The 24,219-nt window shown below is 38.0% G+C and carries 17 protein-coding genes and 1 tRNA gene; 8 read left to right on the top strand and 10 right to left on the bottom strand.

The features are described 5' to 3' along the window. Window positions 1-32: 32 nt before the first annotated feature. The gene (locus KRODI_RS02720) at window positions 33-995 is read left to right on the top strand and encodes a tetratricopeptide repeat protein (RefSeq protein WP_013750040.1); all 963 of its coding nucleotides are present in this window, start codon (window positions 33-35) and stop codon (window positions 993-995) included. Here the strand turns inward: KRODI_RS02720 and KRODI_RS02715 are convergent. The 8 genes from KRODI_RS02715 to KRODI_RS02680 all read right to left on the bottom strand — a co-directional run bounded on the left by KRODI_RS02715 (window position 992) and on the right by KRODI_RS02680 (window position 15,797). After that, on the bottom strand, window positions 992-1,729 hold the full coding sequence (locus tag KRODI_RS02715; protein WP_013750039.1) for a M15 family metallopeptidase: 738 nt from the start codon (window positions 1,727-1,729) through the stop codon (window positions 992-994). The two genes, KRODI_RS02720 and KRODI_RS02715, sit on opposite strands and share 4 nt — an antisense overlap. Further along, window positions 1,726-2,691, bottom strand: coding sequence for a GNAT family N-acetyltransferase (locus tag KRODI_RS15045; protein WP_013750038.1), 966 nt, complete (start codon window positions 2,689-2,691; stop codon window positions 1,726-1,728). Before KRODI_RS15045 ends, KRODI_RS02715 begins: the two co-directional genes overlap by 4 nt. Further along, window positions 2,691-2,972, bottom strand: a complete 282-nt coding sequence (locus KRODI_RS02705) for a GNAT family N-acetyltransferase (RefSeq protein WP_013750037.1) — start codon at window positions 2,970-2,972, stop codon at window positions 2,691-2,693. Before KRODI_RS02705 ends, KRODI_RS15045 begins: the two co-directional genes overlap by 1 nt. 67 nt (window positions 2,973-3,039) lie before the next feature. Then, window positions 3,040-4,188: a gliding motility-associated C-terminal domain-containing protein gene (locus KRODI_RS02700; RefSeq protein ID WP_013750036.1), complete on the bottom strand. Its 1,149-nt coding sequence runs from the start codon at window positions 4,186-4,188 to the stop codon at window positions 3,040-3,042. 4 nt (window positions 4,189-4,192) lie between these two features. Then, on the bottom strand, window positions 4,193-4,846 hold the full coding sequence (locus KRODI_RS02695; RefSeq protein ID WP_013750035.1) for a hypothetical protein: 654 nt from the start codon (window positions 4,844-4,846) through the stop codon (window positions 4,193-4,195). 3 nt (window positions 4,847-4,849) lie between these two features. Then, window positions 4,850-5,578, bottom strand: coding sequence for a hypothetical protein (locus tag KRODI_RS02690; RefSeq protein WP_013750034.1), 729 nt, complete (start codon window positions 5,576-5,578; stop codon window positions 4,850-4,852). Window positions 5,579-5,585: 7 nt separating this feature from the next. Further along, entirely contained in the window at window positions 5,586-6,950 is a 1,365-nt protein-coding gene (locus KRODI_RS15795; RefSeq protein ID WP_013750033.1) for a collagen-like protein, read from the bottom strand. A 9-nt stretch (window positions 6,951-6,959) separates the two neighbouring features. Continuing rightward, window positions 6,960-15,797, bottom strand: a complete 8,838-nt coding sequence (locus KRODI_RS02680) for an S-layer family protein (RefSeq protein WP_013750032.1) — start codon at window positions 15,795-15,797, stop codon at window positions 6,960-6,962. Window positions 15,798-16,131: 334 nt separating this feature from the next. On the opposite strand from KRODI_RS02680, the gene KRODI_RS02675 reads away from it, so the two are divergent. Beyond that, window positions 16,132-16,204: transfer RNA gene (locus KRODI_RS02675), tRNA-Gly, on the top strand. Between the two features lie 133 nt (window positions 16,205-16,337). On the opposite strand, the gene pepE is transcribed toward KRODI_RS02675, so the two are convergent. Further along, on the bottom strand, window positions 16,338-17,042 hold the full coding sequence (gene pepE, locus KRODI_RS02670) for a dipeptidase PepE (RefSeq protein WP_013750031.1): 705 nt from the start codon (window positions 17,040-17,042) through the stop codon (window positions 16,338-16,340). Window positions 17,043-17,167: 125 nt separating this feature from the next. Between pepE and KRODI_RS02665 the strand changes: the two genes are divergently transcribed. From KRODI_RS02665 to KRODI_RS02645, 5 genes are all read left to right on the top strand, one after another. After that, window positions 17,168-17,971, top strand: coding sequence for a hypothetical protein (locus KRODI_RS02665; protein ID WP_013750030.1), 804 nt, complete (start codon window positions 17,168-17,170; stop codon window positions 17,969-17,971). Further along, complete coding sequence (locus KRODI_RS02660; RefSeq protein ID WP_013750029.1) at window positions 17,971-18,768, top strand: carboxypeptidase-like regulatory domain-containing protein; 798 nt, start codon at window positions 17,971-17,973, stop codon at window positions 18,766-18,768. Before KRODI_RS02665 ends, KRODI_RS02660 begins: the two co-directional genes overlap by 1 nt. Continuing rightward, a complete protein-coding gene (locus KRODI_RS02655) occupies window positions 18,761-19,534 on the top strand; it encodes a hypothetical protein (RefSeq protein ID WP_013750028.1) in 774 nt (257 codons plus the stop codon). The genes KRODI_RS02660 and KRODI_RS02655 overlap by 8 nt, the downstream gene beginning before the upstream one ends. A 70-nt stretch (window positions 19,535-19,604) precedes the next feature. Beyond that, a complete protein-coding gene (locus KRODI_RS02650; protein WP_013750027.1) occupies window positions 19,605-20,105 on the top strand; it encodes a DUF6702 family protein in 501 nt (166 codons plus the stop codon). Between the two features lie 59 nt (window positions 20,106-20,164). Further along, a complete protein-coding gene (locus KRODI_RS02645) occupies window positions 20,165-22,468 on the top strand; it encodes a M1 family metallopeptidase (protein WP_013750026.1) in 2,304 nt (767 codons plus the stop codon). Window positions 22,469-22,568: 100 nt separating this feature from the next. Here KRODI_RS02645 and KRODI_RS02640 read toward each other — a convergent pair whose 3' ends face one another. Further along, window positions 22,569-23,534, bottom strand: coding sequence for a hypothetical protein (locus KRODI_RS02640; RefSeq protein ID WP_013750025.1), 966 nt, complete (start codon window positions 23,532-23,534; stop codon window positions 22,569-22,571). Between the two features lie 102 nt (window positions 23,535-23,636). On the opposite strand from KRODI_RS02640, the gene KRODI_RS02635 reads away from it, so the two are divergent. Beyond that, on the top strand, window positions 23,637-24,215 hold the full coding sequence (locus KRODI_RS02635) for a hypothetical protein (protein ID WP_013750024.1): 579 nt from the start codon (window positions 23,637-23,639) through the stop codon (window positions 24,213-24,215). Window positions 24,216-24,219: the final 4 nt, after the last annotated feature.

Here is a 24,219-nt window from a genome sequence, read left to right as displayed (position 1 = left end):
CATATTGGTATATATTTGATAAAAATTTGAAAATGATAAAATGGATTCTCTTATTGTGCTTTCCTGTTTTTGTGGTAGCACAAAATGATAACGCTTTCGCGAAAGCGGAAACTCTTTTTAAGAAAGAACAATATCAACAAGCAAAACCATTTTTCAAAACATACTTATCTGCGCATCCTACTCATGCAAAAACTATCGAATATCTAGGCGATATAGAAGGCTATGCAGAAAACTGGAATGATGCCATATCATATTATGAGCAACTAGTTGAGCAGTATCCTAAGAATGCAAACTATCATTATAAATATGGTGGCGTAATGGGAATGAAAGCGCTAGCAGTAAATAAGCTGAGAGCGGCGACCATGATAGGCGATATCAAGGAGGCTTTTGAAACTGCGGCAACACTTGACCCAAAACATATTGAAGCTAGATGGGCACTCATTGAATTTTATATTCAGTTACCAAGTATCATAGGAGGGAGTGAAGATAAAGCTATGAAATATGCAGATCAGCTTGCAAGCATATCACCAGTAGATGGGTATCTAGCTCATGGATATATTGCAGAATATAATAATCGTTCTAATGATGCAGAGGTAAATTATAGAAAGGCAGTTCAAGTAGGTGGTTCTGTAACTTGTTACCAGAAATTACAAGAACATTACGAAAAAAACAATAAGCCGGAAGAGGCACTAGCTACGGTAAAGGCTGCTCAAACTAAGCATGAAGAAGATAATAGATTGCATTATCAGTTTGGGAAAATCGCTGGTCAATACGGAATAGGCCTAGATCAAGGAATATCTTGTTTACATAAATACATTGATAATTATACAGCCAAAGACGGAGTGCCAAAAGACTGGGCTTACTTGCGTCTAGCGCAGATTTATAAGCATAAAGGAGATAAAAGTAAGGCAGAGCAATGGATAGGTAAAGCTCTAGCCAGTCGTTCTGACTTTAAGGAAGCATTGCTAGAACGCAAGGAAATCCAGTTGCTTTAAGAGCGTAAGGCTGGATTGATGTCCATTACATTATGTTGGAGATAGCGGTCTATAAACGCTTCTGTAAAATGCTCGCTTCCTAATAATTTAGCCGATTGTAATTTGCTTTTAATAGGCAATTCTTGGTACTTGTTGAGGTAATCTAGTGATAAGCTTTTAAAGCTGTAATGCCACGGCTCGTAATTAAAACCATTACGATTTTGGTTATCGGTGTAGACTAAGTAAAATCCATAAGTATTTGCATTGTTATCCATCCACTCTTTAAACTTACAGAAAGGGCCATTTCCATGAAATTTAGAAGGAATGAGAAGCCCTCCTGAAACTTTTGGAGTGGCGTCCACAATATCTATATCTGTACCCCAGTGATGTCTTGAAGTTCCTGGAATGGTGGAGTATTGTATTATTTTTTCAATAGCTGCAGTTGGGTTGAGTCCGCTTTCGCGAAAGCTTTTGTATTTGCGTTCCCAGATTCTATTTTGGTGGTTATAGTCTCTATAGCTAGATACTACTTGGAATTTGATTCCTTCCTTAAATGCTGCACTTTTCATCTCTTCATAAGCAACTGCAGCTTCTGGTCGAAGTCTGTATGCTGAGGTCTTAGTAAGAAGCGGAGCACCTTTACCAAGCAATTCATCTTCAGAAATACCTTGAAAAAATGATGTGGTTGCTTGAAGTGGGAGGGAGGCAGCAACTGCTCCTAGCAACGTTAATTTTGAAAATGTGCGTCTGTTCATAATAAGTCTTTTTTCATTCTAACATGAGGCCCTACTTGCGGAATATCAAATTCTTCACCTATCATTTCATAGCCTAGATTTTTATAAAAGTCTAGTGCAACTGTGCGAGCATTAAACCATAAGATAGTGCGTTCTCTTTCCTTTAAGATTTCTTCACCTTTTTTAAGTATTTGTGCCGCTATTCCTTTATTGCGATATTCTGGTAATACAGCCATTCCTCGTAAACGTGTTTGGATGCCTGTAAATTCCTCATGAGTATCTTCCATAAAGCTGGCTACTCCTACAATTTTGTTATGGTGATACATACCTAGGTGAAAGGTAGAAGTTTTTTCATCTGCCTCCATATATACATCTTCAAGTGGTCTTCCAGCTCGTAAAACAGGATGTCTTACTGGCCATGTATCTTGAGCGTCAATTTCCCGAAGTGAGTAATCTTCATTATCTAGACGATACAAGATTGAAGGATTATTGTCGTAATTAATCTTTTCTATTTCATTCATACTACACTTCTCTAAAACCTTGCGAGATTGTAGATTATCAATATGTGCGTGAGCAATTATAAATGGTAATTGTAGATTAAAAAAAGCGTAAGATATACAACCTCTGGTACTTTCTGTAGCATATCCTTGTTTCCAGTATTGCTTATAAAACCGAAACCCTATATCTACTGCTCCTTTATCTTTATGTAGTTTAAGCCCACACCATCCTAAAAATGCGTTATCTTCTTTTCTAATGACAGCATATCTCGCCAAAGATTTTTTTGATGAATCTTTGGTTGTTTTAATAGTGCGCAACCTAATATATTCACTTATGAAATCCTGAGCTTCTTTTAGATTTTTGAACGCGCTATCTCCGGTGTATTTAATAACATCTGGATTGTTATTCATTTCATAAAGATCCAGAGCATCCTCATAAGTAAATGTTCTTAAATACAAACGTTCTGTTTCCAGAATGGGAGTCATTAAGCAAGCACGTCTTTAAATTCTGGATTACGATCAAATTGAACCTCTGCAAAAGGACATAGCGGATTAATCTTAAGATTATGTTCTCTTGCAAATTCTACGGCGTGAGCCATAAGCTTTGAAGCATAGCCTTGTCCTTCCTGTGGGATCTTAGTCTCTGTGTGGTCTATTGTGATTACAGAATTATCATCTTTAGAGTAGGTAAGTTCGGATATAATACCATTTTCACCTTTTATATAAAAGACACCTCGGTCATCTCTTTCTTTATGCTGTATGGTCATCACTTTTTTATTTAAAAATATGAATAAAGAGTAAAGCAGCCTAACAAAGTTCGTTTTTGGGAAATATTTAGCGATTTATGTAAAATGCTCCTGCTAGATCTTTCTGATCTTTAAGTTTGAGCACATAGTAGTAAGTGCCTACTGGCAGTTTATCGTCCTGAGATACAGTCACCCTCCCTTGTGACGTTCCATCAAAAGAGTTGTCGTAGTTTTTCATTGAGAAAACTTCTACACCCCATCTGTTAAAAATGAACAGCTCATTGTCTGGACTAGTAGCTAATCCTTCAATAACAAAAGTTTCATTAATGCCATCACCATTTGGGGAGAAGAAGGTATAAACATTTATAGAGCTTCCCCCTCTTAAGACAGAACCAAGTGTAAGCGCAGCAAAACCATCTGGCTCAAAGATGTCAGACGTTATCTGTCCATTAATTTCATTTCCTGTAATCTGTGTATTTCCTAAGTCTACCCATCTATTTAGAACTTCAGAGTAACCCACAACTCTCAGAGACTCTATGCCATCTGCAAGTACCGGTACCTGTGTGTCCTCATCCCAGGTGAGTCTTGCTTGTACAGGTAGTGTTCCATTTAAATCCCAATATTCATTGGAATCAATAATAGATAATGTATTTTGGAAAGAATCTCTATCAAAAGATCCAGAAAGCGTACTTGGAGTATTAGGATCTTCAAAAAAATATGCTGCTTGATACACATCACCAGCAGGGTCTAGAGGGACTACTGTAAGTTGGCGTATTTTAAAATCATCACCTATAGGGAAGTCAAATTCTAGATTTCCTTGATTTGTGACATAACCGTCCACATGATTATCATCACTTTCTCCTAAGTAAATTGCATCATCAGTAAAATCAAGATTAATTCCTAAGTCTTCTCTTGGGGTTGTGATTCTCCCGTTTATAAAATCTAAAAAATTAGTAACGCCTACAGATACTTCAAAGTTTAGGTCTTCTGGAACATCGACTTCCATATTAAAGAAGACGGGTTTGTTGTTTCCTATAATAAATAGTTCTTCTTCTTGATTGTAAAAACCCGCTAGACCTAAATTATTATCAAAATCTCCGTCATTCACAAGATCACCATGAAAGCCTATAGCCCCATTGTGATGAATTTGAATATTACCAAAATTATGTGCGGTCTCTTGCGCTTTCGCGAAAGCGTATCCACAGCATATCAAGACAATAATTAATATATTTTTCATGGTATTATAATTTTGTTATAGACGCATTGCTAAATACTGCGTTGAGGTTTGATCCTCCGGCATTAATCACATATTGAAAATTGATAACATCACCAGCGTTAAGTGTGTATGATAGAGTTCCAGAAGTCCCCCAATAATCTCGGTTAGGTAATGATACAGAACCACGTGATAAATATCCAATAAGTGACCCATTACGTCTTGCTGCCAAAATATACTTTGTGTTTCCTGCGGGCATATTACTCGTAGATAAAGAGGCAGATATTGCGTAAAGACCATCTTGAGCAACTTCAATCTCTCCAGTACCTATTACAGTAAATAAACCTCCTTCGTTTGCTTGTATGTGAGATGCATTAATAGGCATGTCAAAATAAGTGTTATTAGCAGTGGTAAGTATTCCAGACCCTCCATTTCTATTGAGGATTATACTTCCCCTAGATGGTGTACTCATTGCTTGCCATGTAGTGCCATCATAAATTTTTGCAACCTTTTGGTCACTGTCATAAGCCATAACACCGGCTTCAGCGCCAGTCGTATTGTTTATTTCTGCTGTTGTGCCATCATTCAATTTCAATAGCAACTGAGGATTTAACGTTTGCGCTTTCGCGAAAGCGACAGCTAAAAGAAAACAAGCGGTAATATATAGGGATGTTTGTTTCATACTTTATTTATAGGCCGTAAAAATCACTAGAAGTGCTTCATTATTAACATCATCAGGTTGAATATCAACTAGCGCATTAGTACTATTTACTGTAATTACACCGTCTGTATAATTTACATTTACAGTAAATCCATCAGCTGTAAACGCTCCAAATGCTGCTTCTATTTTACCTAGACTGCTTCCATTTTGATCTCCATAGCGTACACCAATGCAATTGCTGCTACTCGCATAACGCGAAATATCGTTTATGGAGTTCCCATGACCACCTACAAATGTTACTTGCTGTACCAGAGTGGCGCCAGTATCATTTGCAAAGCCATTCATAGTTCCGTATGAATTATTAATTCCTCTATCATTATTTCCAGTACCGTTATCTGAATCAATATCGCGACTCTCTACATTTGCTGCAGCCGAGAAGGTTACCTGTGATGGTGTAAACGGAATGTCGCTTACTGTGACCACTCCTTCGCCAGAAATGATAAACCATCCAGTGTATATATTCTTCTCTGTAAGAAGTTCTAAAAACCCATTATTTGTATATTCAAAAATCCTATTTTCATCTGTATTATATACTAGCATACCTATTTCGAGATCTGCCGGATCGTATGCGTCAATTTCTAACTGTGATGCCTTCTGTACATTAACTAAATATGCAGGGTCTGTGGTTTGCGCTTTCGCGAAAGCGTAAACAAAAACAAGAAGTATAGTTATATATAAGGTGTTACGTTTCATAGTAATTTTACTCGTATGCTGTAAATAGAACAATTACAGATTCATCTAGTATGTCATTTTGTACTTCTGCCGAACCTGTCGTACCTAGTGTGTATGTTACATTAAGATTAAAACCTGTAGCAGTAAAGCTTGCCAGAGATGCAGAGATAACACCTAGATTACTTCCGTTATTGTTAGTATATCTTAAGCCTATGCATTGCGTGTTATTTGCATATCTAGATATGTTATTAATAGAGCTACCACTTCCGCCAGAAAATATAACCGCCTGTGCAATAGGACTGCCTGCTCGAGCAAACCCATTCATTGCGCCAAAGGTGTTTTCAAGCAATCCAGTATTATTTGCTCCTAGCGCATTATCATCATTAATGTTAAACGATCCTATATTCGGATGCGCCTTAAAAGTAACTTGTGATGGCTCAAAAGGGATACCTGATATACTCTGGCTATATGTTCCAGTGGTGTTTAATGTGCTGTTGTCTATAATAAAAAATCCGGTGTATGTTCCTGATGGTCCTACGGGTCCCTGTGGTCCTTCTACTCCTTGAGCGCCTGTGGGTCCAGCTGGTCCTTGAGGTCCTACAGGGCCTTGTGCTCCAGTAGGTCCAGCTGGTCCAGTTGCGCCATCTGCTCCGGTTGCACCAGTAGGTCCCTGCGGTCCAGTATCTCCTTGTGGGCCAGTGGCACCTGTCGCTCCGTCTGCACCAGCCGGTCCTTGCGGTCCTGTAGCGCCAGTCGCACCGTCAGTTCCTTTTGGACCTATTGGTCCCTGTGGCCCAGTTGCGCCTGTTGCTCCGTCTGCGCCTGCTGGTCCTTGCGGTCCAATCGCTCCAGTTGCTCCAGTTGCTCCGTCTGCACCTGCTGGTCCTTGCGGTCCAGTTGCGCCTGTTGCTCCATCTGCACCTGCCGGTCCTTGCGGTCCAGTTGCGCCTGTTGCTCCATCTGCCCCTGCTGGTCCTTGTGGTCCAGTTGCGCCTGTTGCTCCGTCTGCACCTGCTGGTCCTTGCGGTCCAGTTGCACCTGTTGCTCCGTCTGCCCCTGCTGGTCCTTGTGGACCTACAATGCCTACGGTGACAGCAGTGTTGTTTTCGTTTGTATACGTAGCCGTACCATTTCCATTATCTACAAAAGTGGTTACTGTTTCTGATACATCGGCATCTGTTAGTATTACTAAAAATCCTGATGTTGTATATTCAAATATTCTATTTACATCTGTATTGTATACTAGCATACCTATTTCTAGATTAGCTATGTTAAAAGCATCAATTTCTGCTTGAGATGCCTTTTGGATGTTTACTAATAGGGCAGGGTCTGTGGTTTGCGCTTTCGCGAAAGCGTAGCTACATAATAGAATAATAAATAAAAACTTTTTCATTGTGTTGTTTTAAAATCCAGGGATGGTAATTACAGTAAACATAAATTCTGAGTCAAAATCTGCTCTATCAGTTCCGCCATTATCATTGTCTCCAATGTTAACAGTAAATCCATCAGCTGTTTGATTGTAATAGCTTGAATCAGGATCGTCATTACCAGCACCGTTGCGATCTAGGACCGTAAGTTGAATCACATAATTAGCACTTGGTAGTGGTGTTGTGAATGTTATTCTATAATCTCCATTTGTATTTCCTCCACTAGTGTTGTTTGTAGTAACCTTTACTGCTGTAGCGTTAAAGATTGCGCCTCCACCAGCTGGGGCAACTTTACCAGTAGCGTATATAGTTGGCGCAACAGCTAAATATGCACCGCCGTCTGTTCCTACTGAAAGAGCATTATTTGCATCTGCACTTACAATCTGAGCGGTAAAAGGATTACCGGCTTCATCAGTATAAGTAATTTCTCCAGTTGCAGTCGGGGCTGTTGCTGTAGGAGTATCATTTTGTGTAAATGTGGTTACTGATTCATTAATGTTTACAGCGTCTCCATTTTCGTTGTTGTAGACAGCGATAGCATTTCCATCCGCATCTAATACATTCTGTGTAGCAGTAGTAATGGTCTCGTTGATATTTACTGCATCTCCATTTTCATTGTTGTAAACAGCAATTGCATTACCATCAGCATCTAATATATTTTGAGTAGCTGTAGTGATAGTTTCATTAATGTTTACTGCATCTCCATTTTCGTTGTTGTAGACAGCGATTGCATTACCATCCGCATCTAATACATTTTGAGTAGCGGTTGTAATGGTTTCATTGATGTTTACTGCATCTCCATTTTCGTTGTTGTATACTGCGATTGCATTACCATCAGCATCTACTACGTTTTGCGTAGCTGTAGTGATGGTTTCATTAATATTTACTGCATCTCCGTTTTCATTGTTGTAGACAGCGATTGCATTACCATCAGCATCTACTACGTTTTGCGTAGCTGTAGTGATGGTTTCATTAATGTTTACAGCGTCTCCATTTTCGTTGTTGTAGACAGCGATTGCATTACCATCCGCATCTACTACATTTTGAGTAGCAGTTGTAATTGTTTCATTAATGTTTACTGCATCTCCGTTTTCGTTGTTGTAGACAGCGATTGCATTACCATCCGCATCTAATACATTTTGCGTAGCGGTTGTAATGGTCTCATTAATGTTTACTGCATCTCCGTTTTCATTGTTGTAGACAGCGATTGCATTACCATCCGCATCTAATACATTTTGAGTAGCTGTAGTGATGGTTTCATTAATGTTTACTGCATCTCCGTTTTCGTTGTTGTAGACAGCGATTGCATTACCATCCGCATCTAATACATTTTGCGTAGCGGTTGTAATGGTCTCATTAATGTTTACTGCATCTCCGTTTTCATTGTTGTAGACAGCGATTGCATTACCATCCGCATCTAATACATTTTGAGTAGCTGTAGTGATGGTTTCATTAATGTTTACTGCATCTCCATTTTCGTTGTTGTATACTGCGATTGCATTACCATCCGCATCTACTACATTTTGCGTAGCTGTAGTGATTGTCTCATTAATGTTTACTGCATCTCCATTTTCGTTGTTGTATACTGCGATTACATTCCCATCAGCATCTAATACATTTTGAGTAGCGGTAGTGATGGTTTCATTGATGTTTACTGCATCTCCGTTTTCATTATTGTATACTGCGATTGCATTACCATCTGCATCTGATACATTTTGAGTAGCGGTTGTAATGGTTTCATTAATGTTTACTGCATCTCCGTTTTCATTGTTGTAAACAGCAATTGCATTACCATCAGCATCTACTACGTTTTGAGTAGCGGTTGTAATGGTTTCATTAATGTTTACTGCATCTCCGTTTTCATTGTTGTAGACAGCGATTGCATTACCATCTGCATCTAATACATTTTGAGTAGCGGTTGTAATGGTTTCATTAATGTTTACAGCATCTCCATTTTCGTTGTTGTAGACAGCGATTGCATTACCATCAGCATCTACTACGTTTTGAGTAGCTGTAGTGATGGTTTCATTAATATTTACTGCATCTCCGTTTTCATTGTTGTAGACAGCGATTGCATTACCATCTGCATCTAATACATTTTGAGTAGCGGTTGTAATGGTTTCATTGATGTTTACTGCATCTCCATTTTCGTTGTTGTATACTGCGATTGCATTACCATCTGCATCTGATACATTTTGAGTAGCGGTTGTAATGGTTTCATTAATGTTTACTGCATCTCCGTTTTCATTATTGTATACTGCGATTGCATTCCCATCAGCATCTAATACATTTTGCGTAGCGGTAGTGATAGTTTCATTAATGTTTACTGCATCTCCATTTTCGTTGTTGTAGACAGCGATTGCATTACCATCAGCATCTACTACGTTTTGAGTAGCTGTAGTGATGGTTTCATTAATATTTACTGCATCTCCGTTTTCATTGTTGTAGACAGCGATTGCATTTCCATCCGCATCTAATACATTTTGCGTAGCTGTAGTGATGGTTTCATTAATATTTACTGCATCTCCATTTTCGTTGTTGTATACTGCGATTGCATTTCCATCAGCATCTAATACATTTTGCGTAGCTGTAGTGATGGTTTCATTAATGTTTACTGCATCTCCATTTTCGTTGTTGTATACTGCGATTGCATTCCCATCAGCATCTACTACATTTTGAGTAGCTGTAGTGATGGTTTCATTAATGTTTACAGCGTCTCCATTTTCGTTGTTGTAGACAGCGATTGCATTACCATCCGCATCTACTACATTTTGCGTAGCTGTTGTGATTGTCTCATTAATGTTTACTGCATCTCCGTTTTCGTTGTTGTAGACAGCGATTGCATTTCCATCAGCATCTACTACGTTTTGCGTAGCGGTTGTGATGGTTTCATTAATGTTTACAGCGTCTCCATTTTCGTTGTTGTAGACAGCGATTGCATTCCCATCCGCATCTAATACATTTTGCGTAGCGGTTGTGATTGTCTCATTAATGTTTACTGCATCTCCATTTTCGTTGTTGTATACAGCGATTGCATTCCCATCAGCATCTAATACATTTTGAGTAGCGGTAGTGATGGTTTCATTGATGTTTACTGCATCTCCATTTTCGTTGTTGTAGACAGCGATTGCATTACCATCAGCATCTACTACGTTTTGCGTAGCTGTAGTGATGGTTTCATTAATGTTTACTGCATCTCCATTTTCGTTGTTGTAGACTGCGATTGCATTTCCATCAGCATCTACTACATTTTGCGTAGCGGTTGTAATGGTTTCATTGATGTTTACTGCATCTCCATTTTCGTTGTTGTAGACAGCGATTGCATTACCATCAGCATCTACTACGTTTTGAGTAGCGGTAGTGATGGTTTCATTAATGTTTACAGCGTCTCCATTTTCGTTGTTGTAGACAGCGATTGCATTACCATCCGCATCTACTACATTTTGAGTAGCAGTTGTAATTGTTTCATTAATGTTTACTGCATCTCCGTTTTCGTTGTTGTAGACAGCGATTGCATTACCATCCGCATCTAATACATTTTGCGTAGCGGTTGTAATGGTCTCATTAATGTTTACTGCATCTCCGTTTTCATTGTTGTAGACAGCGATTGCATTACCATCTGCATCTAATACATTTTGAGTAGCTGTAGTGATGGTTTCATTAATGTTTACAGCATCTCCATTTTCGTTGTTGTATACTGCGATTGCATTTCCATCCGCATCTACTACATTTTGCGTAGCTGTAGTGATTGTCTCATTAATGTTTACTGCATCTCCATTTTCGTTGTTGTAGACAGCGATTGCATTCCCATCCGCATCTACTACGTTTTGAGTAGCGGTAGTGATGGTTTCATTAATATTTACTGCATCTCCGTTTTCATTGTTGTATACTGCGATTGCATTACCATCTGCATCTAATACATTTTGAGTAGCGGTTGTAATGGTTTCATTAATGTTTACTGCATCTCCGTTTTCATTGTTGTAGACAGCGATTGCATTACCATCTGCATCTAATACATTTTGAGTAGCTGTAGTGATAGTTTCATTAATGTTTACTGCATCTCCATTTTCATTGTTGTAGACAGCGATTGCATTACCATCAGCATCTAATACATTTTGAGTAGCGGTTGTAATGGTTTCATTGATGTTTACTGCATCTCCATTTTCGTTGTTGTATACTGCGATTGCATTCCCATCTGCATCTACTACATTTTGAGTAGCGGTTGTAATGGTTTCATTAATGTTTACTGCATCTCCGTTTTCATTATTGTATACTGCGATTGCATTCCCATCAGCATCTAATACATTTTGCGTAGCGGTAGTGATAGTTTCATTAATGTTTACTGCATCTCCATTTTCGTTGTTGTAGACAGCGATTGCATTACCATCAGCATCTACTACGTTTTGAGTAGCTGTAGTGATGGTTTCATTAATGTTTACAGCGTCTCCATTTTCGTTGTTGTAGACAGCGATTGCATTTCCATCCGCATCTAATACATTTTGCGTAGCAGTTGTAATGGTTTCATTAATATTTACTGCATCTCCATTTTCGTTGTTGTATACTGCGATTGCATTTCCATCAGCATCTACTACATTTTGAGTAGCTGTAGTGATGGTTTCATTAATGTTTACTGCATCTCCATTTTCGTTGTTGTAGACAGCGATTGCATTACCATCAGCATCTACTACGTTTTGCGTAGCTGTAGTGATGGTTTCATTAATGTTTACAGCGTCTCCATTTTCGTTGTTGTAGACAGCGATTGCATTTCCATCCGCATCTAATACATTTTGCGTAGCAGTTGTAATGGTTTCATTAATATTTACTGCATCTCCATTTTCGTTGTTGTATACTGCGATTGCATTTCCATCAGCATCTAATACATTTTGAGTAGCTGTAGTGATGGTTTCATTAATGTTTACTGCATCTCCATTTTCGTTGTTGTATACTGCGATTGCATTCCCATCAGCATCTACTACATTTTGAGTAGCTGTAGTGATGGTTTCATTAATGTTTACTGCGTCTCCATTTTCGTTGTTGTAGACAGCGATTGCATTACCATCCGCATCTACTACATTTTGCGTAGCTGTAGTGATGGTTTCATTAATGTTTACAGCATCTCCATTTTCGTTGTTGTAGACAGCGATTGCATTTCCATCAGCATCTACTACGTTTTGCGTAGCGGTTGTGATGGTTTCATTAATGTTTACAGCGTCTCCATTTTCGTTGTTGTAGACAGCGATTGCATTTCCATCTGCATCTAATACATTTTGCGTAGCGGTTGTGATTGTCTCATTAATGTTTACTGCATCTCCATTTTCGTTGTTGTATACAGCGATTGCATTCCCATCAGCATCTAATACATTTTGAGTAGCGGTAGTGATGGTTTCATTGATGTTTACTGCATCTCCATTTTCGTTGTTGTAGACAGCGATTGCATTACCATCAGCATCTACTACGTTTTGCGTAGCTGTAGTGATGGTTTCATTAATGTTTACTGCATCTCCATTTTCGTTGTTGTAGACTGCGATTGCATTTCCATCAGCATCTACTACATTTTGCGTAGCGGTTGTAATGGTTTCATTGATGTTTACTGCATCTCCATTTTCGTTGTTGTATACTGCGATTGCATTACCATCAGCATCTACTACGTTTTGCGTAGCGGTTGTAATAGTTTCATCAATTTCAACTGCTGTTCCATCTGCGTTTGTTACTGTTGCGATCAGGTTACCTGCAATAACATCTGTAATAGCTACACCGTTAGTGTCAATAATTACATCAGACCCATCATTGTTTGTGAATGTGTATGTTCCGTCTGCGTTATCTGTGATGTCTGCTTTAGCTACGGTAATTGTTGCACCTGCTTCATTGGTAAAGGTTACATTTCCGTCAGTTTCATCTGAGATTGTTGTAACTGTTTCTGCAATTGTAAAAGCTGTAGCGTCTTCTGAGTTATAGGTAGCAATGGTGTTTGTAACTGCCGCTGCGTTTAAGTCTGTTACGTCTGTGATTGTTTCATCAATTTCAACTGCTGTTCCATCTGCATTTGTTACTGTTGCGATAAGGTTACCTGCAATAACATCTGTAATAGCTACACCGTTAGTGTCAATAATTACATCAGACCCATCATTGTTTGTGAATGTGTAGGTTCCGTCTGCGTTATCTGTGATGTCTGCTTTAGCTACTGTGATTGTTGCTCCAGCCTCGTTGGTGAAGGTTACGTTTCCGTCTGCTGCATCTGAGATAGTGGTAACCGTTTCTGCGATTGTAAATGCTGTAGCGTCTTCTGAATTATAGGTAGCAATGGTATTTGTAACTGCCGCTGCATTCAAGTCTGTAACATCTGTGATTGTTTCATCAATTTCAACTGCTGTTCCATCAGCGTTAGTTACTGTTGCGATAAGGTTACCTGCAATAACATCTGTGATAGCTACACCGTTAGTGTCAATAATTACATCAGACCCATCATTGTTTGTGAACGTATATGTTCCGTCTGCGTTATCTGTGATGTCTGCTTTAGCTACTGTGATTGTTGCTCCAGCCTCGTTGGTGAAGGTTACGTTACCGTCTGCTGCATCTGATATAGTAGTGACCGTTTCATTAATATCTGTTGCAGTGCCAGCAGCGTCTGTTACGGTTGCAATAGTATTACCTGCTACAGTATTTGTGATATTAAAGCCGTTGGTGTCAATTACTGTAGTTATTCCAGTTTCATCGGTATAACCATAGGTTCCATTACCATTATCAACAAGCGTTGATACAGAAGTATCTGCAATAGTCGTTGTTGTCCCGCTTGCGTCTGTGAAGTCGTATGTTCCATCGCCATTATCTACTAATGCTACTGTTCCTGCTGCTGCATTAATTTCATCAATTGCATCTTGCACGTTTGTAGCAACTAATCCTGAAGTTGCATTGTCATACGGATTTGCTGAAGCGTTAGTGTCCATTACTTGCGTTGCTCCCGTCTCATCTGTATACGTATATGTTCCATCTGTGTTGTCAACTAGTGTAGAGATAGAGGTATCTGCAATAGTAGTTGTTGTTCCGCTTGCATCTGTAAAGTCGTAGGTTCCATCACCGTTATCTACTAGTGCTACTGTTCCAGCTGCTGCGTTTATTTCGTCAATTGCATCTTGCACGTTTGTAGCAACTAATCCTGAAGTTGCATTGTCATATGGATTTGCTGAAGCGTTTGTGTCGATTACTTGTGTTGCTCCAGTTTCATCAGTATACGTATAAGTTCCGTCTGCGTTGTCAACTAGTGTAGAGATAGAGGTATCTGCAATGGTAGTCGTTGTTCCGCTTGCGTCTGTGAAATCATAAGTTCCATCACCGTTATCTACTAGTGCTACTGTTCCAGCTGCTGCGTTGATTTCGTCAATGGCATCTTGCACGTTTGTAGCAACTAATCCTGAAGTTGCATTGTCATATGGATTTGCAGAAGCGTTTGTGTTGATTACTTGCGTTGCTCCGGTCTCGTCTGTATACGTATATGTTCCGTCTGCGTTGTCAACTAGTGTAGAGATAGAGGTATCTGCAATGGTAGTCGTTGTTCCGCTTGCGTCTGTGAAATCATAAGTTCCATCACCGTTATCTACTAGTGCTACTGTTCCCGTTGCTGCGTTTATTTCATCAATGGCATCTTGCACGTTTGTAGCAACTAATCCTGAAGTTGCATTGTCATATGGATTTGCTGAAGCGTTTGTATCTATTACTTGTGTTGCTCCAGTTTCATCAGTATACGTGTATGTTCCGTCGGCGTTGTCTATGAGCGTTGATACAGATGTATCAGCAATCGTAGTTTCGTTACCAAATACGTCCGTAAAAGTATAAGTTCCATCTCCGTTGTCAACTAAAGTTACGTTTACAGCATTTAAAGCTCCTGTGATTTCATCGATAGCATCCTGAACATTCGTTGCTTCTAACCCTGAGGTTATGTTATTGTACGGATTAGTAAAAGCGTTTGTGTCTATTATTTGTGTTGCTCCAGTTTCGTCTGTATAAGTATATGTTCCGTCTGCGTTGTTAACAAGTGTAGAGATAGAGGTATCTGTAATAGTCGTAGTTGTTCCGCTTGAGTCTGTAAAGTTATATGTTCCGTCTCCATTATCTACAAGTGCTATGGTCTCGGTTGCTTCATTTATTTCTTCGATTGCTTCTTGTACTGTGTCAGAAGAAAGGCTCGTTCCGTTACTCTCAAAAGTATTACCAGATGCAGTAGTGTCGATTACTTGTGTCGCTCCTGTTTCATCAGTGTAGGTGTATGTTCCATCTCCATTATCTACAAGAGTAGAGATAGAAGTATCTGTAATTGTAGTTGATATTCCTGTTGCGTCTGTAAAAACGTATGTTCCGTCCCCATTGTTTACAATTGCAACGTTTTCTAATGCTCTATTAACCTCATCTATAGCATCTTGTACGTTTGTTCCTACAAGTCCAGAATTTGAATTGTCATAAGGATTTGAAGAAGCTTGGGTGTCAATTATTTGAGAGTTTCCATTAGCATCTGTATAAGTATATGTGCCATCATTGTTATTAACTATCATTGAAGCTATCTGGCACAAGCTTTGCCAGTTTGATCCTGTGTATTGAAAAAAACAATTTTCATCAGTATTGAATACTAAACCTCCAGGAAGTGGAATAATTGCGTTCATTTGACTTGTGCTTACTCTAGTGGCAACAAGTACTCTGCTGGTGCTCTCAAGTTCTAACAAAGAAGAGCCATCAATTGTATTTGGATTGTCACCTATCTTTACCTGACCAAGTGCAGATATAGATAATAGTAAAAAGCTTGAAAGGATTAGTAATTTTTTCATTTGAGGTGTAATTAAATAGGGTAATTATATTTTCAGTTGGGGTGCGTTGATCTGTTATTTTTGTTAAAAATATTTATGTAAGCGCTGTCTAACTAGTTCTAAAATAAACTTTTTTTTATGTTTGATTGCTAAGGTAGATTATGCATACTGGGAATCAGATTATTTTAGATGAAGAGTGCTGTTGTGTCGTTGAAATGCAATTTTTAAAAAAATGTTGATTAGTAAATATTATTTATATTTTTCTTGTAGATATTCAAAAAAAAACTATTTTTGCATCGCTTTAATATCAAACATAATTGATGTTAATACCTTTTGAAGTTTAACTTCAATAAATGCGGGAGTAGCTCAGTTGGTAGAGCGTCAGCCTTCCAAGCTGAATGTCGCCAGTTCGAACCTGGTCTCCCGCTCTACAAAAAAAAAGGCTCTACAGTTATGTAGAGCCTTTTTTATTTGAATTAAGTCCCTTACAATCGTATATACGAGATTTAAATGTATAGGGATTTGTAGTTGGTAAAAGAGGTTTTCGCGAAAGCGTAATCGTTATAATGTGAGAAGTGTATTTGTACTTATTTCGTAAGGAGTTTTATCTTGTTCAAATACTCTTGCCGAAAGAGTTCCTTCTAAAGTAATTTTTTTTCCATCTACTCGAATCCAGCTTCCTTCTCTTATTCCTATTACGGGTACTGTATTATAAGCGTGGTATTCTTTTATTCTAGTTTCTCTAGTCTCTCCCATGTGGGTAGAGTTTGTGTCTGGATCTAAATAATGCGGATTGATATTAAAAGGAACCATTCCTAATGTTTTAAAGCTAGGTGGGTAACTTATGGGCATATCATTTGTAGTTTGCATGGTAAGACCGCAGATGTTACTGCCAGCACTTGTTCCCAAATATGGAGTGCCATTAAGTAATACCTCTCTGAGTGGTTGCATGACCCCGTTTTTATATAGCTGGTTTACTAATACGAATGTATTCCCGCCACCTGTAAAAATCCCTTGGGCAACCTTTACAGCTTCTGCAGCGTCTTTATAAGTATGAATACCTATTATCTTCTTATTAATTTTTGAAAATGCTTGCTGAGCGATTGCTGTATAAGCATCATGAGTGATACCTCCTGGTCGTGCGTATGGGATAAATAGTATCTCATCGACACCAATATATAGTTTTTCAAGGGTAGGGAGTAAGTATTCTAGATAAGCACTGCTATGAATAGTGGAGGTGCTCGCTATGATAAGGTTTTTAGACATTGTAAAGCTTTGGGTAAAAATACAAACTAGTAATCATGTGATTGCCAATTAACAAAATTTTAGAGCTGTATTGATTGTTTTTTGGGGTAGTTACAGTTTTCTTTGAAAGAACTAAAGTGTTGTAAATGAGATTCCTTTTTACTTTAATGTTGATGTGCAGTACTGTTTTAAATGGTCAAGAATCTCGTAAAATTAATGGGAGACTGCTCAATGTAAACAATGACGTAGGACAAGTGACAGTAGCTAATGTTACAACAAAAAAAGCAACCATCACTAGTGCTAATGGCACATTTGAAATTGTGGTGAGTGAGGGAGATACACTTATGATTAAAGCGTTGCAGTTTAAAACAGAACAACTTACGGTTACTCAAAAAATATATGATAGTGGATTAATTGAAGTGTTTATGACTCCTGACGTGAGCGAACTAGAAACGGTGCAATTATCAAATAATGGACTATCTGGTGATATCAATAAAGATGCAGAGGAAGTGAAACTTGCTGTTAGACCTAAGGCTCTGGGACCTAAGATAACTCCAATTGCAGTGGAATATCGCCGATTACATACAGCAACATCAAGACCTGCGGATCAAGTGGGTAGGCAAAATCTTAGGTTAGATGTTTCTTTAGATGGAATTCTCAATAAGATTTCTGGAAAGACTAAACGTCTTAAAAAAGCGGTTGAGATTATGGAATATCAAAAAAAGGTTGATCAACTGAGAAACTATTATGCAGACGCTGTTTTTACTAGTTCGCTACGTATACCAGAAGAATATATTGATGATTTTACTTTTTGGGTACTTAAAGATGACGAGCAGCTAAGAGATGTTGATTTAAAAAATAAACTCAGTACACTTGAGTATTTATTGTCTAAGCAAAAGGAATATAAGAACCTACTGTTAACACAAGATGCACAACTCAAAAGAAATTAATGAAAAGACTGTTGCTATATCTAGTGTTTGCTAGTGCCTTTTCGGGATTAGGTCAAGAAGTAACAACCCTTACCGGTACCGTTCTTAACGATACTATAGGCGTAAGCCAACTTAATATTGTCAATCTCTCGCTTAGAAGAGGAACGATAACTAATGTAAATGGAGTTTTTCAAATTCCTGTAAGAGTTCATGATACGCTCAATATTAGTGCGGTGCAATATGAGAGCAGACAGATTATTGTTACTCCAGTAATCTATGGTAGAGAGAAAATTTCTTTTTACCTGGAACCTAAGGTCAATGAACTTGACGAGGTTTTAGTGAGCAATATAAATCTTACTGGTAATTTGTCTAAAGATTTGAGTGAAGTTCCTTTGCATATTTTTATTGATCCTCGGGACTTAGGTATCCCAGTAAATGCTAGACCTACCATGACTGCCGAAGAACGCAGGTTTTATGGAGCAACGGGAGGTGCAGGCCCACTAGGGTCGCTTATCAATGCAATAAGTGGTCGCACCAAAATGCTCAAAAAGCAGCTCGAGATTTCAAAATTTAGAGCGTTGGTAGAGAGCAATAGAAACAGCTTTAATGACAGTATTTATATAAAGTCGCTCAATATTCCTGATGAGCTTATTTTAGATTTTGTTTATTATGTTTTTGAAGATGAGCGAGCAGAGGCAATAGTAAATGAAGGTTATACTTTGGGTTTGCTAGACTTTATGCTCACAAAATCTCCCGTATATTTGAAACTAAAAGCCGCCGAAGGCATTTTACCTAAAAATGATAAGAACAATGAATAAATATCTACTACTAGCACTATTATTTATGAGTGCGCTTACTGCTGTGAGTCAAGATACCATAATGCTAGAAGGACAGGTTCTTAATGACACCATAGATAAGGCAAATCTTACTATTGTAAACCTCAATATGCGACGCGGTACTATAACCTCTAGCAATGGACAGTTTAGTATAGAAGCTCATGTTAATGACACAATCAATATTAGCGCTGTGCAATATGAGCCAAGGCAATTTGTTGTAAATGAGACGATGTATAGTCGAGGTAAAATCACCTTATATCTTATCCCGAAAGTCACAGAGTTAGATCAGGTAAACATAAGTAATACCGACCTCACAGGAGATATTACAAAAGACATAGGAAGTACAACTTATGAGCGTAAAATTACACCTACAGATTTAGGTATTCCAGAAAATACGGCACCACCGCGTACGGTAGAAGAAAGACGCTATTATACTGCGGTAACCAGTGGTGGAGGTATACCTCTAGATGGACTCATAAATTCTATTACTGGTAGATTAAAAATGCTTAAAAAGCATATAGAAGTTTCTCGATTTGAAAAATTAGTTCAAGAAAGTAGGTACACATTTTCAGATAGTATTTATATGAACGAGCTTGATATTGAGAAAGAATATATAGAGGACTTTGTGTACTACACCTTTGAAGATCCAAAAGCAAAGGAACTTGTAGACGCAAATAACGCCTTAGGTTTACTTGATTTTATGATAAAGAAATCTGCTGCATATAAAGCCTTGATGAAAAAAGATTAAGCTGTGGCATATTTGTTGCCAACGAATACGTACGCTTTCGCGAAAGCGTAGCACATCCATTAACTCCACTATGAAAAAAATCATTCTACTTCTAGTTGTTGCACCTTTAATTATGGCAGCATCAATACATAAGTACTATCTAAGTGTTACAGACCTTAATTATAATAAGGAAGCACAATCAATACAGATAATTACTCGACTGTTTTATGACGATCTAGAAGCGGTAATCCAAGAGCGTTATGATACTGATGTTGTTGTAGATGCGGCATCAGATCAAGAAGAGCTTGATAAGTATCTCGTAAAATATTTTCAAAAAAAGATGCTTATTACTGTAAATGGCGAGCAACGCGAGGTAAGTTTTGTAGGTAAAAAATATGAAGATGATTACGTGGTTTGCTATCTAGAAGTGCTCGATGTCACGTCAATAAATACATTTGAAATAGAAAGTACATTACTTATGGATGTATTTCCAGATCAGAAAAATATGGTTCATACTACCATAGCTGGAAAAAAGAAAAGCTTTCTACTTACTGCGGCAAATGCTAAAGGCTTGTTAAAATTTACCAAATAAAGCCTTAAGCCCTTTATTGTTTGGCTATTTTTAAGCGATAAAACAAATTCAACAAACTTATGATTCGTTACACGTATATGCTGCTCGCGGCATTTTTACTTCTAGGGACAAGCGCTTTTGCTCAAGAAGAACAAACACAAGAGCGTCCTATGGGACACGAAAACACAAACAGGTTTAGACAACTTTACAATGAGATGTCTACTCCTAATGAGTATAGAACTGCTTCTGGTGCACCTGGTCATGCGTACTACCAGAATACTGCAGACTATAAAATGTCTATCAACCTTAATGATGACACACAGATTATCCAAGGTTCTGAAACTATTACTTACACAAACAACTCACCAGACGATCTTGAGTACTTATGGGTACAGCTTGATCAGAACGTAAGAGAAAAAGACTCTCCAGCAAAGGAGAAAAACGGTGAAGGAGTAGGAGCTGTATCTCAGCCAGGTTCTTTTGTTGGTTCTTTTATGAAAAGTGAGCCTTTTGATGGAGGTTTTAAAATTCAAGAAGTAAAAGCAAATGGTCGTGACTTAAAGCACACTATTAACTGGACAATGATGCGTATCGATATGCCACAACCACTTAAGGCTGGAGATACTTACACATTTTCAATCAAATGGAATTACTTAGTTCCTGAGCACACAGTAGATCGTGCTCGATCTGGTTATGAAACTTATGCAGATGGTAACAAAGGTTACATTATCGCTCAGTTCTTTCCAAGAATGGCGGTTTATAATGATGTAGAAGGGTGGCAGAACTACCAGTTCTGGGGTAATGGAGAATTTGCATTACCTTTTGGTAATTATGAAGTAGATATTACAGTTCCTAAAGATCACTTACTTGACGGTACAGGTGAGATCACAAACTTAAAAGACGTTTACAGCAAAGAAGAAATGAAGCGCTGGGAGCAGGCAAAGAAGTCTTACGACAAGCCCGTAATTATCCGTACACAAGCAGAGGCAGAGAAGCTTGCTGCAGGAAATGTAAAAGCAACACAAACTTGGAAGCTTAAAGCAGAAAACGTACGTGATTTTGCATTTACATCATCTCGTCGTTATATTATGGATGCACAGGCAGTAAAATTTCCAGAGCGTGATGTGATGGCAATTTCTATCTACCCTCCAGAAGGAAACCCATTATGGGAAGAGTACTCTACTAAAGCGATTGTACAAACACTTGATACATACTCAAAATATACCTTTAACTACCCTTACCCTAAAGCGATCTCAGTACACGCAAAAGGACAAGGAATGGAGTACCCTATGATTTGCTGGAACTATGGACGTCCTAACGAGGATGGAACATATAGTGACAGAACAAAATTTGGGATGATTTCTGTAATCATACACGAGGTAGGTCACAACTACTTCCCTATGATTGTAAACAGTGATGAGCGCCAGTGGGGATGGATGGATGAAGGTCTTGATACCTTTATGCAATTTCTTACAGAGCAAGAATTTGGACAGAATTTCCCAGAAGCAATTAAAGGAAATGACGCATACCCATCTAGACGTGGAGCGCCATCTAAGATTGTAGGATACATGAAAGGAAATCAAGAATACATTGCACCTATCATGTCTAATCCAGAAAATGCGTTTAACCTTGGTGCAAATGCATATGGTAAGCCAGCAACAGCATTAAACATACTTCGTGAGACAGTAATGGGTCATGAGCTTTTTGATCATGCGTTTAAAACATATGCTCAGAGATGGATGTTTAAACACCCAAGCCCAGAAGATTTCTTCCGTACTATGGAAGATGCATCTGCAGTAGATCTTGATTGGTTCTGGAGAGGATGGTTTTATAGCACAGAAGCTGTAGATATAGGTCTTAAAGAAGTAAAGCAATATTTTATTACAGATAATGTAACTGCAGCTGGTAAAGAATTACTTGCTCGTTACGGTGTTACAGATCCTAGCGCTATTGACGCAATCTATGTAGTAGATGAGGATAGCCCAGAGTTTACAGAAGATATGAGAGGTAGAGATATCCTTGAATCTTCATCAACTCTTAAAGAGTATCTTATGGATAACTTTACTCCAGAAGAGCGTGCAAAAATCAATACACCTAAGTTCTTATACAAAGTTGTTTTTGAAAAGCCAGGAGGAATCCCAATGCCTATCATCGTAGAATATGAGTATGCAGATGGAACTAAGAAAAAAGTGACTTATCCAGCGCAAGTATGGAGAAAGAATGATGCAGAAGTAAGTAAGGCAATCGCATCAGATAAGGAAATCGTAAAGATTACCGTAGATCCAGATCTTGAAACAGCAGATATTGATACTGATAACAATAGCTGGCCAAAAGCTGAAAAGCAAGGTGAGTTTGATAAGTTCAAAAATCAGAATAAAGGATAATACTAGTTTCGCTTTCGCGAAAAAGTGAAAAACTGCTTCTCTATCGAGAAGCAGTTTTTTTTTGCTTTTATTTTATTGATTGGAAATAATGAAACTTGAATTACTCAAAACCAAGCGTATCACTTGCCGAAATTAATTGCGCTAACGCATCAATTTTGTCTTGTATTTTTTTAAAGAATATATGCTGCTCTCGCTCTCCTGCAGTATTTAAAAATTTACTCTGTTGTAATTGCTCGGTAATGTAAGCATGCGCTTGATCACAAGTTTGAACGTCAGAAGTTTCAAAATAGCTCAAGAAAGTAAAGGGAACGTAAAAAGCCTTCTTGTGGGGAGTGTCTATTAATACTGTATTATTCATCAATAACAGTTCGTTGTGATAGATACTAAGGTCACCATTTTTGTCATTTACATCTGTAGCAATGTTTTGGAGTAAGTCAGATAGATGTTTACATAGTGAAGAGGCTGTTTCTGGTGTTAGCATGCCTGCTTGGTAATAGAATAATATCTGTTTAAGTGTGCTATTAAAAGTAGTTGTATCCCATATTTCTGTCTTGGGGATACCGGTATATAAATTCCCGAGTTTTTTTGCAGCTTCAATTACAGATAATGGAATTTTATAAGCCTCAAAGGAAATGCGTTTTTCTGAAGACGATAGCAAACGAAGCCAGACATATATTTTAAAACGCGTGAGTAAATTTCCCGCAAGGGTATGAAAAATAGGAATATCCTTCGCCGAATAATAAAGAGTAACATCCTTCAAGCTAGTTAAAGAAGCCACAGAAATGGAAGAAGTATTAAAATAGTCTTCTAAATCTGCCGGTGTTTTTATTTGTTGCGTTTTTCTCATAGCAACAATATTGTTAAGTCCATCCTCTTTAAGAACATCTAGCGAGCAATTAAAGTAAGAAGCAAGTTGTACACTCTCCTCCAGAGAGAGCTTGCTTTTACCACTGGTTCTTCTATGTGCAGCGTCATAACTTATATCGAGCGCAGTTGCAATTGCATCATTTATAGAACTCCCAGTAGGAAGTGACGAAGTGATAAGATGAATGAGTCTAGCCTGCATATTTTGTGATTTTCACAAAAATATAATGATTATTATGTAATAGCCACCATTAATGATGTGAAAAGTACAATAATTTTACAGTAGTAATCAAAACATACTACTATGAGAATATTTGTAAAGGGAAGCATTATTGTTTTATTATCCATGATGATAAGTTGTGCATCATACACTCCAAGAATGATTAATAAGGCAAGGCATAAGATAGATGCAGCATCTATTTCTTCATTAAATGGCACTTATGATATGGACATCTTACAGCGATATAATCGTAAGGGTTACGCTCAAGAACCTTATGAAAGCGGCTATTATAAAGCTTTTAGACAGCTGGATGTAGATGATAAGGAATATGACAGTTTATCTAATTATGCGATTACCTTAAAACTAGTAAATAATAAGACCTTAAAGGCAATTCTTTTAAAAGAAGGCAATCCAGTGGACACTACAGAAATCGTGGGTAGATTAAAAGGAAATGGCTTATTTCACTTTAAAGGGGAAAACCTAGAGTGCACTGGAATTCCATATATATTGGGTGGATGTACGGCTAGTAAAACACGAATAGGACTGACTAAAGACGGTCATCTTCTTGTGAATTATGCGTATTCTTCAGAAGGTGCATTGTTGTTGATTTTTGGGGCAGGCATGACATATAACACGGTACATAGCTTTTCTAGAATCAAATAATATA

The sequence above is a fragment of the Dokdonia sp. 4H-3-7-5 genome (assembly GCF_000212355.1).
Classification (GTDB): domain Bacteria; phylum Bacteroidota; class Bacteroidia; order Flavobacteriales; family Flavobacteriaceae; genus Dokdonia.
The sequence above is the reverse complement of the archived record's forward strand: the minus strand, read 5'-3'. Positions and strand labels throughout refer to the sequence as shown.

Bases quoted from the DNA above. Each gene is read 5' to 3' on its own strand.
- KRODI_RS02720 (WP_013750040.1), top strand. From the start codon at position 33: ATGATAAAATGGATTCTCTTATTGTGCTTTCCTGTTTTTGTGGTAGCA.
- KRODI_RS02715 (WP_013750039.1), bottom strand. From the start codon at position 1,729: ATGAACAGACGCACATTTTCAAAATTAACGTTGCTAGGAGCAGTTGCT.
- KRODI_RS15045 (WP_013750038.1), bottom strand. From the start codon at position 2,691: ATGACTCCCATTCTGGAAACAGAACGTTTGTATTTAAGAACATTTACT.
- KRODI_RS02705 (WP_013750037.1), bottom strand. From the start codon at position 2,972: ATGACCATACAGCATAAAGAAAGAGATGACCGAGGTGTCTTTTATATA.
- KRODI_RS02700 (WP_013750036.1), bottom strand. From the start codon at position 4,188: ATGAAAAATATATTAATTATTGTCTTGATATGCTGTGGATACGCTTTC.
- KRODI_RS02695 (WP_013750035.1), bottom strand. From the start codon at position 4,846: ATGAAACAAACATCCCTATATATTACCGCTTGTTTTCTTTTAGCTGTC.
- KRODI_RS02690 (WP_013750034.1), bottom strand. From the start codon at position 5,578: ATGAAACGTAACACCTTATATATAACTATACTTCTTGTTTTTGTTTAC.
- KRODI_RS15795 (WP_013750033.1), bottom strand. From the start codon at position 6,950: ATGAAAAAGTTTTTATTTATTATTCTATTATGTAGCTACGCTTTCGCG.
- KRODI_RS02680 (WP_013750032.1), bottom strand. From the start codon at position 15,797: ATGAAAAAATTACTAATCCTTTCAAGCTTTTTACTATTATCTATATCT.
- pepE (WP_013750031.1), bottom strand. From the start codon at position 17,042: ATGTCTAAAAACCTTATCATAGCGAGCACCTCCACTATTCATAGCAGT.
- KRODI_RS02665 (WP_013750030.1), top strand. From the start codon at position 17,168: ATGAGATTCCTTTTTACTTTAATGTTGATGTGCAGTACTGTTTTAAAT.
- KRODI_RS02660 (WP_013750029.1), top strand. From the start codon at position 17,971: ATGAAAAGACTGTTGCTATATCTAGTGTTTGCTAGTGCCTTTTCGGGA.
- KRODI_RS02655 (WP_013750028.1), top strand. From the start codon at position 18,761: ATGAATAAATATCTACTACTAGCACTATTATTTATGAGTGCGCTTACT.
- KRODI_RS02650 (WP_013750027.1), top strand. From the start codon at position 19,605: ATGAAAAAAATCATTCTACTTCTAGTTGTTGCACCTTTAATTATGGCA.
- KRODI_RS02645 (WP_013750026.1), top strand. From the start codon at position 20,165: ATGATTCGTTACACGTATATGCTGCTCGCGGCATTTTTACTTCTAGGG.
- KRODI_RS02640 (WP_013750025.1), bottom strand. From the start codon at position 23,534: ATGCAGGCTAGACTCATTCATCTTATCACTTCGTCACTTCCTACTGGG.
- KRODI_RS02635 (WP_013750024.1), top strand. From the start codon at position 23,637: ATGAGAATATTTGTAAAGGGAAGCATTATTGTTTTATTATCCATGATG.